The following is a 16,089-nucleotide window of genomic DNA, read 5'->3' as shown; positions in this document are numbered from 1 at the left end:
CAATCCTTCCTTATTGTGCAATATTATAATCCTACTATAAATTGTCATGGATTGGGAAGAGAAAGATAAAGAGTTTATTTTTGCCGCAGGTCAATGATTGGTTAATGAAAAGTGTTTGAGCGGGTAGTAGGTGCACTTCACAACTCCGATTACAGATTCGGACTGGATAGTCCCGAAAATCCGGCTGTCATTGCTTACTTTCCGGTTATCTCCCAGAACAAATAGAGTATTGTCCGGTACGTGGATGTCAAAATCATTTGTCAGATAATCTTGGCCATCCAAAGCTGATTTGGCAGATTTCAAATAAGGTTCATTGTATTTTTTTCCGTTGATAAAAAGCATATCTTTCTGCATCTTGACATGGTCGCCAGGCAAACCAATGACCCGTTTGATATAATCGTCGTTTGTCCCAGGGGCATGGAATGTGACAATATCAAACCGTTTCGGTGAACTTGTTTTGCTGACAATCACTTTTTCTTTATTAGTGAAGGTTGGCTGCATGGATGATCCGAGTACAGTCATGGGAGTAAAGATAAATTGCTGGCAAATAAAAACCAAAATAACCGCAAAGAGCAGTGATTTAAACCAGGATAGTATTTCTTTTTTTAAGGATTGGCCCATCTTTCTTCCTCCTGCTTGTTTTTTATGAAAATTATACCATATATCTTTTGGGAGCAAATGACAATCAGAGTTGTTTCCTATTTAATGCTAGGGCCATAGAGTGGACTTTTGAAAATATTCAATTAATGAGGTAAGATGGTACCTATAACTTCAGGAGAGGTGTTTTTATGTATGATTCTGTAGGGTTTTGGAAAAGGTTTGCCGCCACATTGCTGGATATCGTCATCTTCTTAGTTGTAGCAAAGATTATTGGGTTGGTGGTATCTGACAACGATGCGAGGGAGATGACCAGTTCAATATTACAGGTTTTTTATATGTTGTTAGTGCCTATATTCTGGAGCGGTTACACAGTCGGCAAAAAAATGATGGGTATCCGGATCGTCAGAAAAGATGGAAGGAAGCTAGGAATCGGAACGATGCTCTTGCGCTATCTTGTAGCCGGCATAATATACGGATTAACATTTGGGATTGCTACTATTGTAAGTGCGTTCATGGTGGGAATTCGAAAAGACCACCGCGCTATTCATGATTTCATTGCCGGGACGTATGTAAGTTCGGACAGACCTTAATCGAAATAATGACTAAGACTAAAAGCCAGTTGTTATTATGCTGGCTTTTTTCTGTGGAATAGCAAGCGTTAATAAAGATTTTTTCTATATATAGGAAAACAGTCGCTTTGAAAGATACATAGGTCTATTCCCTTCCTGAAGCCGCTTTGAGATCATCTATAGCAGACTGTAAAATGTCCCCTCAATAGATATAATAGAGGTATGCATTAAGGAGGAAGAAGAGTCATGTATATGTTAAGGAATGAAGCCGGTGAAATGAAGATATATAAACATTTGCAAATAAGGCCCCGCAAAGGCTTTTTGATTAAAGTGGTGAAGCCGGCTGCGGAAAAAACGATCAGAGAACTGAATACGGCAACCAATCGCTTCAGAGACATAACATTTGACCGGGTTTATAAAATTTATAAAGTACATAATGTCACCCAAGCCCTAATCAAGGACGATGTCGGCAATATCGTCCAATTGTATCCAAGCCAATACCATATCATAGAAGAAGTCTCGGTTACCGATCTAAAAATCATGGAAAATGAAAAGAAAGGGTTGTTTCCTTCCTGAGGCATTATTAAAAGGATATGATCAAACCGGCAATAATAGGATGATGATGCTCTCCAGTAAACGGACTGGGGAGTTTTTATTTTGCGCCGATTTTGGCGGTCTATTCTATTAGCGAATCTAGTACATATACATAGAAAGGAGGAAGGGAGAGGTTCATGTGGCTATTTTTAAGCGTACATTAGAGAGTCAACTCTATATTTTATTATTTTTCCTAGTGCAAGTTCCTTTGGCTTGCAGCATCATTTTTATGCTTAGCAAATAAGCGCCTATAACCCCAGTTAGAATGGGAGAAAAAGCATCAAACGTATATAGAAGCCGCCATTTCGTATGAAACAAGCAGAGACACCATGTTCTCTGCTTGTTTCATTTTGCATGCCATGTAAGGGAAGCCAGTATAAATATTGCTAAAAAAGCTAGGAGAGGTGAACACATTTGTTCGAAGGAATCTTATCCTTTTAAGAGAGTTCTTCCAAAGCCTGTGAAAGAAGGGCAATGTCTTTATTGATTTCAATCTTTATCATTAAATCTGTACATTTATTTAAATCATCTATTAACCTACTTAGTTCGACAGTAAACAAAAAAATTTCTTCTATATTCATAAAAACACCCCTTTTGTCGATTAGAGGAGAAATATACTATATGATAGCATAGAAAAGCACACAAATGAATATTTTTACCTATTATTATATCCATATTTTATAAAATTTCGAATTATTTACATAAAAAATCCGCGATTTATTATGTAATAGTACCCATAATTGGCTATTCGTTCGCACAACATTTTAATTCTGAAGATAGCTGAAAAATAGATGAATGAAAAAAACAGATAACAACACCTAAAAAATGGTAATTTAAATTTGGAGGTGGAATTTTTGAAACGATTCAGTATCTTGTCAATAGGCTTGGTGGTTTTAGGATTGTTATTATTCGGATTAAATGCGGCAATGGAGGGTTATTCTGAACCGATTGTTCTTTTGGGTTTTGTTTCCTTTGTTTTTGGGGTTATATTAAGTTTCATAGCGTTTGCTAAACAAGAAGAAGGAAACTTGAAATTTATTTCTTGCATTTCTTGTTTTATTGTCTTGTTTTTAATTACTTGGTTTGAACCATTTCAGATCTTCCGGATCATTACTTGGCTTAAAAAAAGCGTTTAAAGTCGGATGGAAGGCGATAAGTGGCAAAAAAAACAACGGACAAGGAAGCATCCTTTTTAGTCCGTTGTTTTTTTGTCTTGAGTAATTGAAATTGGCTCGATATCCCCTAATACCACTGTATAAAAGAATAGACCGATTATGAGTACAACACCGGCTATGATAAACGAAAGATTGAATGATCCTGTCAAATCGACCAAGTAGCCGGTAATCAATGCAGCGATGATGCCGCCGAAAAGGTTGTTGGACAGATTGACAATTGCACTCATATTGGCTGTTGTGCCTGGTGGAGCGATTTTTGCAGCGATTGTCCAGCCAACTGGCGCTGTGGCCGATATGCCGGCGAGGCCAATTGTGATAAAAACCATTGAAAAAATCGGATTTGATGTAAAAATGCTGCCCAGAAAAGCAAGCCCAAGGGTCATGCCGACTATGATGACTCCGCGATATACTTTATTTGCTTCATAACCTCTTTGTATCAATGAATCAACCAGCCATCCGCCCACGATAACACCGACCATGGCAGCGATTAGCCAGGGAATGGCCGTCATTATTGAGGAAGTGAGAAGATCCATTTCAAATTTTTCCTTAAAGAATGTCGGAAGCCACTGTAACAATAAGTTAAATGTATAGCCGTATCCTGTGAAACCGATGGCGACTCCCCAAACTTTGCGGTTACTGAATAGTTTTTTCATAATAAAACCAAACCGATAGGGCGATTTACTTGATGATGTCGCTCCGTTTTTCATAATATAGTTCAATTCTTCATTCGAGATTCTTTTATGCTTGTTCGGTTCATTGTAATAGGAGAAAAAAATGATCGTAAAAATAACATTGATAATCCCTATTGAAAGAATGGCTGTTCTCCAATCAAAAACGGTTATGATTATTGCGACCAAAGGCGCTCCTATGACATTGGACAATTTTGCAGATGAATCAAAAAAGGCATTGGCCAGGCCTCTTTCATGTAAAGGAAACCAGCTGGCTGTTGCCTTGGATGCAGCCGGAAAAGCTGATGCACTTGTTATGCCCGTCAGGAACCGAATGATATATAAGAGCAATTTTCCTTGGATGAATGCGAATGAAATCGTCAAGATACTCCAAAGGACCAAGCCAATCCGGGTTACCCAGCCGACACCTTTCTTGTCAAGCAGCCATCCGATTGGAAGCTGCATAAGTGTATATGAATAATTATAGACGGTAAAAACGAGGCCGATTTCAAATGCCGACAGCGCAAAGCTTTGTTGCAGCTCAGGCGCAGCCACTGCCACAGCTACGCGGTCAAAATAATTGAGGATAATCATAGTGCTGAGCAATGAAGAAATTGCCCAGCGCGTATTTTGGCGCGGACGCATGATTTTTTCTTTATTTTTCATGATGTTGACAACTCCTTCTTGATGTAATCCATAGTTTTCTAATTCCCTTAGGCGGTTTATAGATAAACGTATTTTCTTAGATCATTAAAGCGATGAGCTTTGATTAGCATCAACAAAAAGCGGCCGTTCATTATTGTGCTTTTCCTGCGGTAACGCAGTAATCGTTTTTGTGCCATCTTTCCTCATTTAATATGCATGCATTATAATGAAAGAAAAAATGAAAAGAAGCTGTCGTTTTTTCATTGGGATAGGAGTTTGGTTGATGATTAAAGCGATTATTTTTGATTTTGATGGATTAATTATTGATACAGAATCCGTTTGGTATGAAGCGTATAAAGAGGCCTTTAAAGAATGTAATATAGAATTGCTCCTTGAAGAGTTTGTCCGTTGCATCGGAACGAATGATGATATTCTTTCCACCATTATTCGTGAAAAAACAGGCCGTGATACAGAAATTGAGTTAATTAAAAAACGGGCTATGGCATTGCATTCGAATAAAATGGAAAACCCCGTGGTTAGGGAAGGAGTGGAGTCTTATTTACAAGAAGCAAAAGAGGCAGGATATTCGACAGCTATAGCTTCGAGTTCCACGTTTGCCTGGATAGATGGTTTTTTTGAAAAAATTAGGTATTAAGGATTATTTTGACTTCATTGTGTCCAGGGATGATGTCGAACATGTTAAGCCTGCGCCGGATCTTTATAATAAGTCATTGGAAATCCTAGGTGTATCGCCAGATGAAGCGATTATATTTGAAGATTCTCTCAATGGCCTTATAGCTGCAAGAGCTGCCGGCATTGCGTGTGTGATTGTCCCTAATCCTGTCACTAGAGCACTTCCTTTTGATGGACATTTCTTGAAGTTGGACTCAATGGCCGCTATGCCGCTTGCTGAGGTGGTCAAACGATTGGAAAATAAATAGACCGTCTTCTTGACAGAGCCTTTTGGGCGCTGTCTTTTTTTATATCACTAAAACATTCCCAGCAAAATAATTTATTCCTATAATATATACCGCTTTATAAGGCGGTTAATGCCCAATTCATTTGAATGCATGCAAATGCGCGAATGAAAAATAGGCCCATGGGTGGAAGGGGTTTATTTGCCCCGAAGAGAAACTAGTAAAGAGCAGGGCAAGGCGGGAGGTGGGGTTGGCAAGAATGTAATCTTTACAGGATAATAGGCTGCTATTGTACAACTTAATGGAAACTATTCGGTCTTAAAGACTTATATTTTTTATAAAAAATGGTTATTTTCATGCTGGAGGTGGGTAGAAAGTAATTAACTAAAAAATATTTATTTTAGGATAATTAGCAATAAAATTTGCATTCTGTCCATGACGAGAGTAAAATAACCACGTATTAATAAAGTTTTACATATTTGTATAAAGTACAACATGGTGTAAACAAAATGAAATTAAATATGCATAGAGCAATTAGTTAAACATATGCATAGATGATGGAGGTATTTTGCATGTCACGCTTTTTTTCAAAAAGAATGACCTTTTTTTGGCTTGCAGTTGTGCTGTTTACAGTCAAAACATATGTTTCATATCAAATAGAATTCAATTTAGGAATTAAAAATGTATTGCAGTCGTTCTTATTGGTCATTAATCCGATCAGTTCGGCTATCATTATCTTTGGGTTGCTGTTTCTGTTCAGCAAGTCAAGACGTGCCGGTGGATATCTATTGACAGGTTATTTCCTGTTAACTTTCCTTTTGTATGCGAATGTCCTGTATTACCGCTTTTTCAATGATTTCTTTACTTGGCCGACCATCTTCCAGGCAGGAAATTTAGGCAATATGGGCGGGAGCATCACCGGACTTATGGAATGGCATGATGTCCTTTATTGGGTGGACTTTGCTTTTTTAGTGGGAATGTTCCTATGGAGCCGCAAAGCGTGGCCGAAAAGAACGGCTACCCGCAAACGTTCCGCCCTGGTTTTGGTTGCAGGGGTTGCTATTTTTCTTCTGAACCTTGGTTTGGCAGAAGCGGATCGTCCGGAATTGCTCTCCCGGACTTTCGATCGAACCTATTTAGTTAAGTATCTTGGATTATATAACTATACTGTCTATGATGGCATCCAGTCGATTAAGACATCCGGACAGCGCGCTTTGGCAAGTGCACCCGATGTGGATAAAATTAAGAAGTATACGGAAGAACATTATGCAGCGCCGAATCAGGTGACTTTCGGCAAGGCCCAAGGCAAGAACATTATCAAAATCCATTTGGAATCTTTCCAATCATTCTTGATAAACTATAAGCTGAATGGCCAGGAAGTAACGCCTTTCCTTAACAGCTTGATTAGCTCTAAAGAAGTCGCCTATTTCGATAATTTCTTCCATCAAACTGGCCAGGGTAAAACGGCTGATGCGGAATTGATTATGGATAATTCATTGTATGGCCTTCCTCAGGGATCAGCGTTTTCTTTAAAAGGGCGCAATACGTATCAATCTGCTGCGGGCATCCTTCATCAAAAAGGGAACTACACCAGCGCGGTTATGCACGGTGATTATAAAACATTCTGGAACCGTGATGAAATCTATAAGAGCATGGGGATCGATAAGTTCTATGATGCAAGCTATTATGATATGACGAGCGACCAGGTTGTAAACTATGGATTGAAGGATAAACCTTTCTTCAAAGAGTCCATTTCTCAATTGCTAGAGTTGCCGCAGCCGTTTTATGCTCACTTAATTACACTGACCAACCACTTCCCGTTTGAAGTGAGTGAAGAGGATACGGACTTTCAACCGGCTTCTACGGGTGATGGCGTTGTAGATCGCTACTTCCAGACTGCTCATTATCTGGATGAGTCATTGCAGCAGTTCTTTACTGACCTGAAGAGCTCCGGATTGTATGATAAATCAATTATTCTTATTTATGGGGACCATTATGGTATTTCCCAAAATCACAATAAAGCCATGGCGAAAATAATGGGCAAGGAAATTACGCCGTTTGAGAATGCTCAATTGCAGCGCGTACCATTAATGATTCACGCGCCTGGAGTGGCTGGCGGCGTGAACCATACGTATGGTGGCGAAATTGATGTCCTGCCGACTTTATTACATTTGGTAGGTATTGATAGTAAAGATTATATCCAGTTCGGAACCGATCTCTTTTCAAAAGACCACGATTCAACAGTGGCTTTCCGAAATGGCGATTTCATTTCACCTGCCTATACGAACGTGGATGGAGTCTACTATGATAATGCAACAGGCTTAAAAATAGAAGAACCTCCAGCTGAAGCAAAAGAAGCGAAAGCAAAGGTTCGTAAAGAGTTAAGTTTGTCAGATGAAGTTTTGTATGGCGATTTGCTCCGCTTCTATAAACCGAAAGGCTGGACTAAAATCGACCGCAATAAATACTTCTATGAAACTGGCGACGGTAAAACCGAAGACGGTGAAGTAGATAAAAATGAATCAAAGTCTGAAGAAGATTAATCAAAAAAGCCTCGCTTTTGCGGGGCTTTTTTTGATGCCTCTGTTATTGGAATCTTATGCTTCATTTAACCGGATCGCTTCCAACGCATGTTCCACTGTATTAAAAATATCCACCTGATCAATCGAAATGCCTAATTGAACGGCGGTTTGGGCGATGCTGGGACGGATACCTGTCAAAATAGACGTTACGCCGATTAATTGCAGAACATCACGGATCTTAAAAATATGCTGTGCAACATAGCTATCAAAGCTTTCAATTCCGGAAAAGTCGATTATTAACAATTCCAGGCCCATTTCTGACGCTTTTTGGGCCACTTTTGCGTTAATAATGGCAGCACGCTGATCCTCGAATGTGCCGATTAGCGGTAAAATAGCCACTTTCTTCGAAAGGGGTACAAGAGGAGCAGTCAATTCGAGGACCTGTTCTTCGAACTTATGAATCGATTTGAAATGGGCTTGGTTATATTGCGTAGATACCTCCCTTATTGCTATATCGAAAACATGGACGGCATGGTCTACTGCTTTAAACAGCTTATGCAAATCGATATTCAAAGTTATTCCCTTAGACCTTATCAGATCCATTAAACCCAAACGACAGCTGCACAGAATATCAATTAGCTCTGTCCAAAAGGAATCACAAACATAGGAACGATCATATAATTCGTCATTCAAGAAGTCTTTTTGAGTAACAAACGTATCGCTAGCGATACTTGAAGCTGTTTGGTTCACTAAAAGCTGCAAAAAGTCATGATACCGCTCAGCGGCCATAGAAGAAATATGGCTGCCTGCTGAAGCCTGCTCAAGCAATTGCTGCGTGATTGCAGATTTTTCTTCTTTTAGATATGTTGACAATGTATTCAGTCCATTCACTTTTAGTCATTCTCCTCTCCGGTACTAATTCTTGTGAGCACCTGTATTCCCCGATAGAATAATTGTATCAATTCAAAGAAAGGGTGTATATTTACTCTGGGTTTTTTCTATGAATTGTTGCTATGTGTTAACAATATTTTTATAATTCAATCAAAAACAAAGGGGGTTTAGTACGGAATCCAAACAAACATAATTGGGGGAATGAGAGGCGAATGAGAGATATTTGGAAAGAGATAAAAGAGTGAGTCCGTTAAGAAAGAGAAGAAGCCGGCCGCATAAAGAACGGCCGATGTCCGGTCATTGATTGATTAGCTGCAGGAATTCCTTTTCTGTCAATAGTTCAATCGGATAGCCCTGATGCATAAGATCAATCGCTTTCGTCTCTTTGGTGCTCATGCCGTTGGGCCCGACAATTTTCATATCCTGTAAACCGACTACTAAATAATTAGTCTTTTTGCTGACTCCTGATTTGACCTGGGCTCCTAAATCAATGGCACGCTGCATCGCTGTTTTGCGGTCAATTTTCTCCAAGTCTCCTGTAAAGACAATATTTTTGCCGAACAAAGGATGGGATTCATCCACTATTCCGGAAGCGGGCTTTAAATCACTGATCTTAATGTTTGGAGCAAAGCTTCGGGTAGCAACGGACTGTTGTTTTCTGGCCGGAAACTTGGCATGCCCTTTTAATTGGGAGAACTGTTTGACAGGCAGCGTTTTATAGGTTGCACAAAAAGATGCAAGGGAATTACGTTTTTTTAAACCCACGCTTTTAATGACGATTTCAGCACAGGCTCGTGCATCTGAAAGGGCATTGTGATGATCGGTCAGCTGAATGCCGAAAAAGTCACTTCTGGCTTTGAGAGATTGTCCGACTTTAAAGCCGTTTAAAGCGCGGCTGCTGATCTGCATACTATCCAAGTAAGGGAAATCTGGCTGTTCTATGCTGTATTCTTCTAAGCAAGCTTTTAGGACACTCATATCAAAATAAGCATTATGGGCAATAATGGTCGTCCCTGTAAAATAGCTTTTTATTTGTGGCCAAAGTTCTGCAAATGTTTTTTCATTTTCTACCTCTTCGGGCGTAATCCCATGAATAGCTATATTTTTGGGATGGAAATAGAGGGCTGGCGGCTTAATAAGGTAATATTTTTCATCTACTATTTTATTCTGATCAACGAACACCATGCCCAATGAACAGGCAGAATGATTATTTGAATTGGCGGTTTCAAAATCGATTGCAATAAAATCCATCTATACATCACCTTCATATTCGATCAATATACCCCTATTTTAGCACGTGTTCTTACGTTAGTAGAATGTTTTACCTCCCTTTTCGTGAGATATGGAAAAAGTAGAAATATCCCTTTGCCGGCAGGAAAAACCTAATTTGTATGTAATATAGTATGCATGGGAATCTGACGGACATTATAAGGCATCCTTTCTATGGATACCTTCTGATGAGGAAAAGGAGGGACCCAATTTGCTAGAGAGAATTGATGATGGTTTGAACGCAATGGCCCATATACCGGCCCCTGAACCTTTTTGCATACAAGCAAAGTATGCGGAATTGGCCAATAAAGTCAATGAATTTATTATCTTTTGCGTATTGAATAAAGGAAGTTCGCGGACAGAAGCTTCAACGGAGGCAACTTTCTCTGAAGGCATATTTACATATGAAAAACATTCCGTTTCTTTTGTTCTATGGGATGATACGTACAAACAAAGCAAGGATGTGTTTGCCGGTTTGCGAATAGCAGCAAGAGAACAAGCCATTCTAAGCATATCCCGTGTCATTTTCCGCTATTTGATGCAAAACATTGGGGAACCAAGATTAGGAAAGTCCGGCCAAATGGATGTAGAAAAAGGCATATCGGCCATACAGCAATTATTAAAGCAAAAAACATTCCTGATGGAAGATTCTACATGGGAAGATTTTTGTAAGTGGTCCCGAATGCCGCTAATGGAATGGGTGTTCGAGAAAATGGAACGCCATCTCGGTTTACAGAAAATGAGCCAGCTAGAGGATGCTGAGCTTAACGAGCTCTTTTATGAGTATTTGACCAAAAGCATTGCTGAGGATCAAACCTTTACACGCCGCTTTGCATCCATAGCAAATGAGTATGCTAAGGGTTGGGTTCGGCGAATAGTCAGGATGATTGATGTTAAGCATATGCAGCGGCAGGAGTTGGCAAGTTTGCTCGGCTTGTCTGAACGTGGGCAAAGGGATTATACAAAACAGCCAATAAAAATGCCCGGCAGACAAGAAGCGGACGTCTCTTTTATACAAGTGATGAGCAATGCACCCTATCAATACGCACGGGAAGCATTGTATAAAAAGAATTTTTCCGTAAGCGCCCAATCGCTTTGGCCATCAGTCGACATAAAAAGGGCATTGATTGAAGGTTCGATCCGGATTATACCGGTGTTGCAAAATAAGAACAGTGATGAGGCGAGAGACAAGGCTCTCTCTTATGCGCGTGATATATCAGATTTGGATGTTGACTTGTTTGATGCACTATGCAGTCTATTTTTGGAGAGTGCCAAGCATATGGATGATAGGGTAGAGATTTATATTGATGATTTACTGCTGATGAGAGGCCTAAAGCCAAAACTGGGCGGCGAAGGCAGGAGAGGCGGTTATGAGCAGAAACAACGGGAACAGGTTTTGAAATCGCTTACGCGAATTCAAAGTCTGTGGCTGGATCTGCGGAAGATGGTCATGTATGACAAAGGAGCGCCCACTGTCGAAAATATCGATGGCAGGACCTTTTTGTTTACAGATGAAAAAGGGAAGCGAATCAATCTGGAAGACTATCCATTACAGCAAAAGATCTCTTTCGGAATTGATAAGGTGTTCGGTAAATTTCTCTTCGGCTCTGGCCGGCAGGTGGCCTTGCTGCCCACAAAATCGCTGCAATATCATATCCATCATTATAAATATGAAAAAAGACTATCGAGGTACCTAAGTTGGAGATGGCGTACACAAGCGAGGAAGGGCCAATTTATGCAGCCGCATAAAATCGCCACTTTATTGGATGCCATCGGTGAAAAGGTAAATGACCGGCTCCCTTCCCGAACAAAAGAAAGGATGGAGAAAGCGTTGGATCTTCTATGTGAGGACGGCATTATCTCTTCTTGGCAGTATGATAAATGGGATGAAACCGCTGCTTCTTTTAAGGGGTGGAGGCGTAAATGGCTAAACAGCACAATCATTATTTCACCGCCTGCTGCCATATTGAATCGATACAGTTCTATTCAGAGCAGGAATAAAAAAGGCACTCTAGCACATAATAACCCTTCGTCTATTATGCCTGATCCAAATAGTGAATTAGCAGAAAATATCAGAATAGTTAGGAGAATGAACGGCCTGACATTAAAAGATGTATCACTAGAGTTGGATATCTCCACCTCTTATTTGAGCAATATTGAAAGAGGCATTAAGCGTCCTTCTGTACAGATTCAGCATAAGATTCATAAATGGCTGGAAATGCATGGAGACCATCAATTGCTGTAAAAACAGGAAGCGGGAAACCGTTTCCTGTTTTTTTGGGCAAAAGATGATCTCTCGCCTTAGTTGGGGTTATAACGCGAGAAAGTCGGGGCTATGATGAACACAATTTTTTTATAGCCATTTTCGTCTTTAGGCGGAGAAAGGATTCGCAAAGATTTTTTATGGTTCGCCAATCTAATAATTAAAGAATTTAAGAAAACAAAAGGAAAAAAGAAAGTAATTCCTCTGTAATACAATAATCGAAACGTTTGTTAGTTACCCTTTTAATAGAAAGAGAGGAATGCAATTATGCAAACTAAAACACAATCCTACATGACATTGGAACCACTATTCCAACCTCGTTCGGTCGCCGTGATCGGTGCCTCTGCCAACCCCCATAAGATTGGCTCGATTCAGCTGAAGATGTTGATAGACGGAGGGTTTGCCGGAAATATTTATCCGATAAACGCCAAAGCAAATGAATTACAGGGCCATATATGTTATCCTTCGCTGCAAGAAGTTCCCGGTGATGTGGATACGGCCATTTTGTGTGTTGGAGCAGACCAGGTTTTGGGAAGCCTACGTGAATGCGGCGAAAAAGGGGTTAAGGCTGCGGTCGTATTCGCTTCCGGTTTTTCTGAGATAGGGGAAGAAGGAAAAAAACAGCAGATAGAGATTGCAGAGGTGGCAAAAAAATACGGCATCCGGATGATCGGCCCGAATTGTGTAGGGATCGTCAATACGATGAATGGTTTTTTTGGCACTTTTTCGCCTGCCATTCAATCTGTCCCGATGAATGATCAAAAATCGGTCGGATATATTTCGCAAAGCGGTGCATTCGGCGTTTTGACCTATATGGCGGCAGCCCAACATGGTTTAACGTTTAATTATTTTGTCTCTGTCGGAAATGAAATGGAGACAGAGTTTTCCGATGTGGTGGAATACATGGTGCATGATGACCAGACAAAGGTAATCAGCGGCTATCTAGAAGGAGCCAAGAATCCAGATAAATTAAGAACAGTCGCAAAGGAAGCTCTTTCAAAGAATAAACCGATCGTCCTTATGAAAACAGGCCGCAGTTCTGCTGGCAGCCGGGCCGCCTCTTCCCATACCGGTTCTTTGGCGGGCTCTGACCGAATATACGATGCATTTTTGAAGCAGACAGGCATTATCAGAGTGGATGATTACGAGGATATACTTTCTTTTTCCAAACTGTTCCTATCCGGAAAATTACCGAAAGGAAGAAATACCGTCTTGATCACCAGCTCCGGTGGCCGGGGCATAAACGAAGCAGATCGGTGTGAAGCAAATGGTTTGAACATTATCGAGCTGAAAGAAGAGACAGTTAAGGAAATAAAAAAAGCCATCCCTTATTATGCAAGCGCTTCCAACCCGATTGATTTGACTGCGGCTGCTTCCGTATCCAATCCAGAACTATTCACTGCCCCTATCAAAGCGCTTTTGGCAGATGATGAAGTCCATAACATCATATTCACTGAATTTCCTTTGCAATGGTCAGAGGAAACATCTTATGTACAGGAACTGATCGAGATGTGCAGCAAGAGTGATAAATTTGTAGCTGTCACGACATTCCCGTTAGAAGGCATGTCAGTCCCTAAGGCCACCGCTATTCTCGAGAAAAATGGAATTCCGGTCATACCGGGAAACTTAAATCCAATCAAATCGTTGGCCCGTTTGGTTGATTACAGCGAACAATACAGAAAGCATCTTAAGGAGAAAGAAGGCCCCGAGGAAGCAGCAACAATTTATACGGCAGGTGAAGGAAGGCTAGAGATGGAGGGAAAAGGGTCGATAAGCGAATCTGCCGCTACCAACCTGCTTGAGTCTTATCGTATCCCTGTTACAAGAAGAGCGGTTGCCCAAACCGAAGAAGAAGCGATTAGAGCAGCAGAAGAGATTGGTTACCCGGTTGTCCTAAAGATTAATTCTCCAGATATTCTGCATAAATCAGATGCCAATGCGCTCGCTCTGAATCTTCAATCGCCCGAAGAGGTGCGCAAAGCTTTTGCCTCCGTTCATGAAAACGCCAAGAAAGCCAATCCGGATGCAGATCTCCAAGGGGCCCTTATCCAAGAAATGCTGCCCCAAGGAGTGGAAGTGATTATCGGAAGCACAAATGATCCTGTTTTCGGTCCGGTCATTATGTTCGGCTTAGGCGGCATATACGTAGAAGTTTTTAAAGATGTGGCTTTCCGCATAGCTCCTTTGACCAGAAAGGACGCGTACAACATGATTGATGAGGTGAAAGGAAAAGCAATCCTCGATGGTGTGCGTGGAAAGGGGGCTGTCGACAAGGAAGCCGTTGTCGATGCGCTGCTTAATATTTCAAGATTGGTTATGGACCATAAAGAGTCGATTGCTGAATTAGATTTGAATCCTTTGATCGTCTACGAAAAAGGAGCAAAAGCAGCCGATGCGGCAATCGTCTTAAAGCGCAATCAATAAAGGGAAATGGTGAATGGTGGGGGTATTCATCCCTCACGATTTTCTGAAAGGGGAATAGAAATGAAGACGGAAAATAAGATCACAGTCTATGAAAATATCATCGGCGGGAAAAAGATTGGTTCCTCAACCGGGAAAAAGCTGGAGAGCTATGATCCGGCTACAGGAAAGGTATGGGCCATAGTGCCGGCTGGTTCTGAACAGGATGCATTGGAAGCTATTAAATCTTCCAAAGAAGCATTTCCAGCATGGGCGGCCATCCCCGCCATGGAAAGAAGCGCATACCTAAGGAGAATAGCCGATGCCATCACTGAATATGGCCAGGAACTTGCTGAATTAGAGACGAAAGATAATGGCTGGGTTTTTCGCGAAACAACTTACGGGCTTATACCAAGCCTTGAAAGCATCTGGCATGAGGGGGCTGCCGCCTGTATGGCGGCCGGCCGTGGAGAAACAGTGCATCTGGGCAAATCGACAATTGGCTATACATTACGGGAACCGCTTGGTGTTGTGGTGGGCATCATACCATGGAACGCTCCGTTGTTCACCTTTTCGATTAAAGCCGCCGCTGCATTGGCGGGAGGCAATACGGTCATCATCAAGCCATCTGAATTGGCAGCGGTTTCTTCTCTGCGGCTAGGAGAGTTGATCAACGACATCCTGCCGCCGGGTGTGCTCAATGTTGTTTGCGGGGAAGGAGAAGCGCTCGGCAAAGCGTTAGTGAGCCATCTTGATGTCAGCAAGGTGAGCTTGACTGGTTCAGGCAGAACGGCGAAAGCAATCGCCCGGGCGACAGCCGATTCCCCAAAGCCTATGACATTGGAGCTTGGAGGGAAGTCACCGAATATTGTCTTTGCGGATGCTGATTTACAAAAAGCGGCCTACGGCGTGACGTTGAATGGCATTTTCACCGGCAATGCAGGGCAGATTTGTGTCGGAGGATCAAGAATTCTTATTCAGCGGCCAGTATATGAAGAAATGGTCGCCTTAATGAAACAACAGCTGGATCAACATATTAAGCTGGGCGACACGATGAATATGGAGACATCAATGGGGCCTGTCGCCAATGCCCAGCAATTTGAAAGAGTGAAGAGTTATATCGAACTCGGGGGTAAAGAAGAAGGGACCATTATCTATGGCGGACGCACCGGAGGGGAACGGCTAGTCAACGAAGACAGCCGAATGAGCGGTGGATATTGGGTCGAGCCGACTTTAATCGAGGTAGACAGCAACTCTCGCCGCGTATGCCAAGAAGAGATATTTGGCCCAGTAGCCATTGTTATGCCATTCGATCATGAAGAAGAAGTGCTTGCGATTGCCAACGAGACGGCGTATGGTCTTGGGGCAGGTATCTGGACCAAGGATTTGGAACGCGCCCATCGGATGGTGGCGTCTTTAGAATCAGGAAATGTCTGGGTGAATACGTACAGACGTGTCGGTCCAGAGTTGCCATTTGGCGGACAGAAGGAAAGCGGCTTCGGAACAGATTCATTCCTTGAATTCACCAGGGAGAAGACGTGCTATATTGAGATAGGTTAAGGTCATTGAAAATTAG

The 16,089-nt window shown here is 41.6% G+C and carries 14 protein-coding genes; 9 read left to right on the top strand and 5 right to left on the bottom strand.

Annotated features, from left to right (window positions below; all coding sequences use genetic code 11):
- Nucleotides 1–90: 90 nt before the first annotated feature.
- Nucleotides 91–621 carry a signal peptidase I gene (lepB, locus tag BN1765_RS11145; RefSeq protein ID WP_050615201.1) on the bottom strand — a complete coding sequence of 177 codons (531 nt, stop codon included), beginning with the start codon at nucleotides 619–621 and terminating at the stop codon, nucleotides 91–93.
- 167 nt (nucleotides 622–788) lie between these two features.
- On the opposite strand from lepB, the gene BN1765_RS11140 reads away from it, so the two are divergent.
- Both BN1765_RS11140 and BN1765_RS11135 read left to right on the top strand, forming a co-directional pair.
- Nucleotides 789–1,190 carry an RDD family protein gene (locus BN1765_RS11140; RefSeq protein ID WP_050615200.1) on the top strand — a complete coding sequence of 134 codons (402 nt, stop codon included), beginning with the start codon at nucleotides 789–791 and terminating at the stop codon, nucleotides 1,188–1,190.
- Nucleotides 1,191–1,415: 225 nt separating this feature from the next.
- Nucleotides 1,416–1,745: a hypothetical protein gene (locus BN1765_RS11135; protein ID WP_050615199.1), complete on the top strand. Its 330-nt coding sequence runs from the start codon at nucleotides 1,416–1,418 to the stop codon at nucleotides 1,743–1,745.
- Nucleotides 1,746–2,200: 455 nt separating this feature from the next.
- Here the strand turns inward: BN1765_RS11135 and BN1765_RS20260 are convergent, their stop codons facing one another.
- Nucleotides 2,201–2,344, bottom strand: coding sequence for a hypothetical protein (locus tag BN1765_RS20260; protein WP_187119440.1), 144 nt, complete (start codon nucleotides 2,342–2,344; stop codon nucleotides 2,201–2,203).
- A 273-nt stretch (nucleotides 2,345–2,617) separates the two neighbouring features.
- Here BN1765_RS20260 and BN1765_RS11130 point away from each other — a divergent pair, with 273 nt between their 5' ends.
- Nucleotides 2,618–2,899, top strand: a complete 282-nt coding sequence (locus BN1765_RS11130) for a hypothetical protein (RefSeq protein WP_050615198.1) — start codon at nucleotides 2,618–2,620, stop codon at nucleotides 2,897–2,899.
- Nucleotides 2,900–2,955: 56 nt separating this feature from the next.
- Here the strand turns inward: BN1765_RS11130 and BN1765_RS11125 are convergent, their stop codons facing one another.
- On the bottom strand, nucleotides 2,956–4,272 hold the full coding sequence (locus BN1765_RS11125) for an MFS transporter (protein WP_050615197.1): 1,317 nt from the start codon (nucleotides 4,270–4,272) through the stop codon (nucleotides 2,956–2,958).
- 262 nt (nucleotides 4,273–4,534) lie between these two features.
- Here BN1765_RS11125 and BN1765_RS20435 point away from each other — a divergent pair, with 262 nt between their 5' ends.
- The 3 genes from BN1765_RS20435 to BN1765_RS11115 all read left to right on the top strand — a co-directional run bounded on the left by BN1765_RS20435 (nucleotide 4,535) and on the right by BN1765_RS11115 (nucleotide 7,711).
- On the top strand, nucleotides 4,535–4,906 hold the full coding sequence (locus BN1765_RS20435) for an HAD family hydrolase (protein ID WP_230199519.1): 372 nt from the start codon (nucleotides 4,535–4,537) through the stop codon (nucleotides 4,904–4,906).
- A complete protein-coding gene (locus tag BN1765_RS20430; protein ID WP_230199518.1) occupies nucleotides 4,887–5,192 on the top strand; it encodes an HAD-IA family hydrolase in 306 nt (101 codons plus the stop codon). Before BN1765_RS20435 ends, BN1765_RS20430 begins: the two co-directional genes overlap by 20 nt.
- A gap of 548 nt (nucleotides 5,193–5,740) precedes the next feature.
- Nucleotides 5,741–7,711, top strand: a complete 1,971-nt coding sequence (locus BN1765_RS11115; RefSeq protein WP_050615196.1) for a lipoteichoic acid synthase — start codon at nucleotides 5,741–5,743, stop codon at nucleotides 7,709–7,711.
- 54 nt (nucleotides 7,712–7,765) lie between these two features.
- Here the strand turns inward: BN1765_RS11115 and BN1765_RS11110 are convergent, their stop codons facing one another.
- Both BN1765_RS11110 and BN1765_RS11105 read right to left on the bottom strand, forming a co-directional pair.
- Entirely contained in the window at nucleotides 7,766–8,581 is an 816-nt protein-coding gene (locus tag BN1765_RS11110) for an STAS domain-containing protein (RefSeq protein WP_050615195.1), read from the bottom strand.
- A gap of 297 nt (nucleotides 8,582–8,878) precedes the next feature.
- Nucleotides 8,879–9,832 (bottom strand): exonuclease domain-containing protein, encoded by a 954-nt coding sequence (locus BN1765_RS11105; protein WP_050615194.1) that lies wholly within the window; start codon nucleotides 9,830–9,832, stop codon nucleotides 8,879–8,881.
- A 229-nt stretch (nucleotides 9,833–10,061) separates the two neighbouring features.
- On the opposite strand from BN1765_RS11105, the gene BN1765_RS11100 reads away from it, so the two are divergent.
- The 3 genes from BN1765_RS11100 to BN1765_RS11090 all read left to right on the top strand — a co-directional run bounded on the left by BN1765_RS11100 (nucleotide 10,062) and on the right by BN1765_RS11090 (nucleotide 16,073).
- Nucleotides 10,062–12,095, top strand: coding sequence for a helix-turn-helix domain-containing protein (locus tag BN1765_RS11100; RefSeq protein ID WP_050615193.1), 2,034 nt, complete (start codon nucleotides 10,062–10,064; stop codon nucleotides 12,093–12,095).
- Nucleotides 12,096–12,380: 285 nt separating this feature from the next.
- Nucleotides 12,381–14,537 carry an acetate--CoA ligase family protein gene (locus tag BN1765_RS11095; protein WP_050615192.1) on the top strand — a complete coding sequence of 719 codons (2,157 nt, stop codon included), beginning with the start codon at nucleotides 12,381–12,383 and terminating at the stop codon, nucleotides 14,535–14,537.
- Nucleotides 14,538–14,597: 60 nt separating this feature from the next.
- A complete protein-coding gene (locus tag BN1765_RS11090; protein WP_050615191.1) occupies nucleotides 14,598–16,073 on the top strand; it encodes an aldehyde dehydrogenase family protein in 1,476 nt (491 codons plus the stop codon).
- The last annotated feature ends 16 nt before the right edge of the window (nucleotides 16,074–16,089 follow it).

Origin of the sequence: Bacillus testis (genome assembly GCF_001243895.1) — a bacterium.
In the GTDB taxonomy this organism is placed as follows: domain Bacteria; phylum Bacillota; class Bacilli; order Bacillales; family DSM-1321; genus Bacillus_AD; species Bacillus_AD testis.
This window is presented reverse-complemented; position numbering and strand designations above follow the sequence as displayed.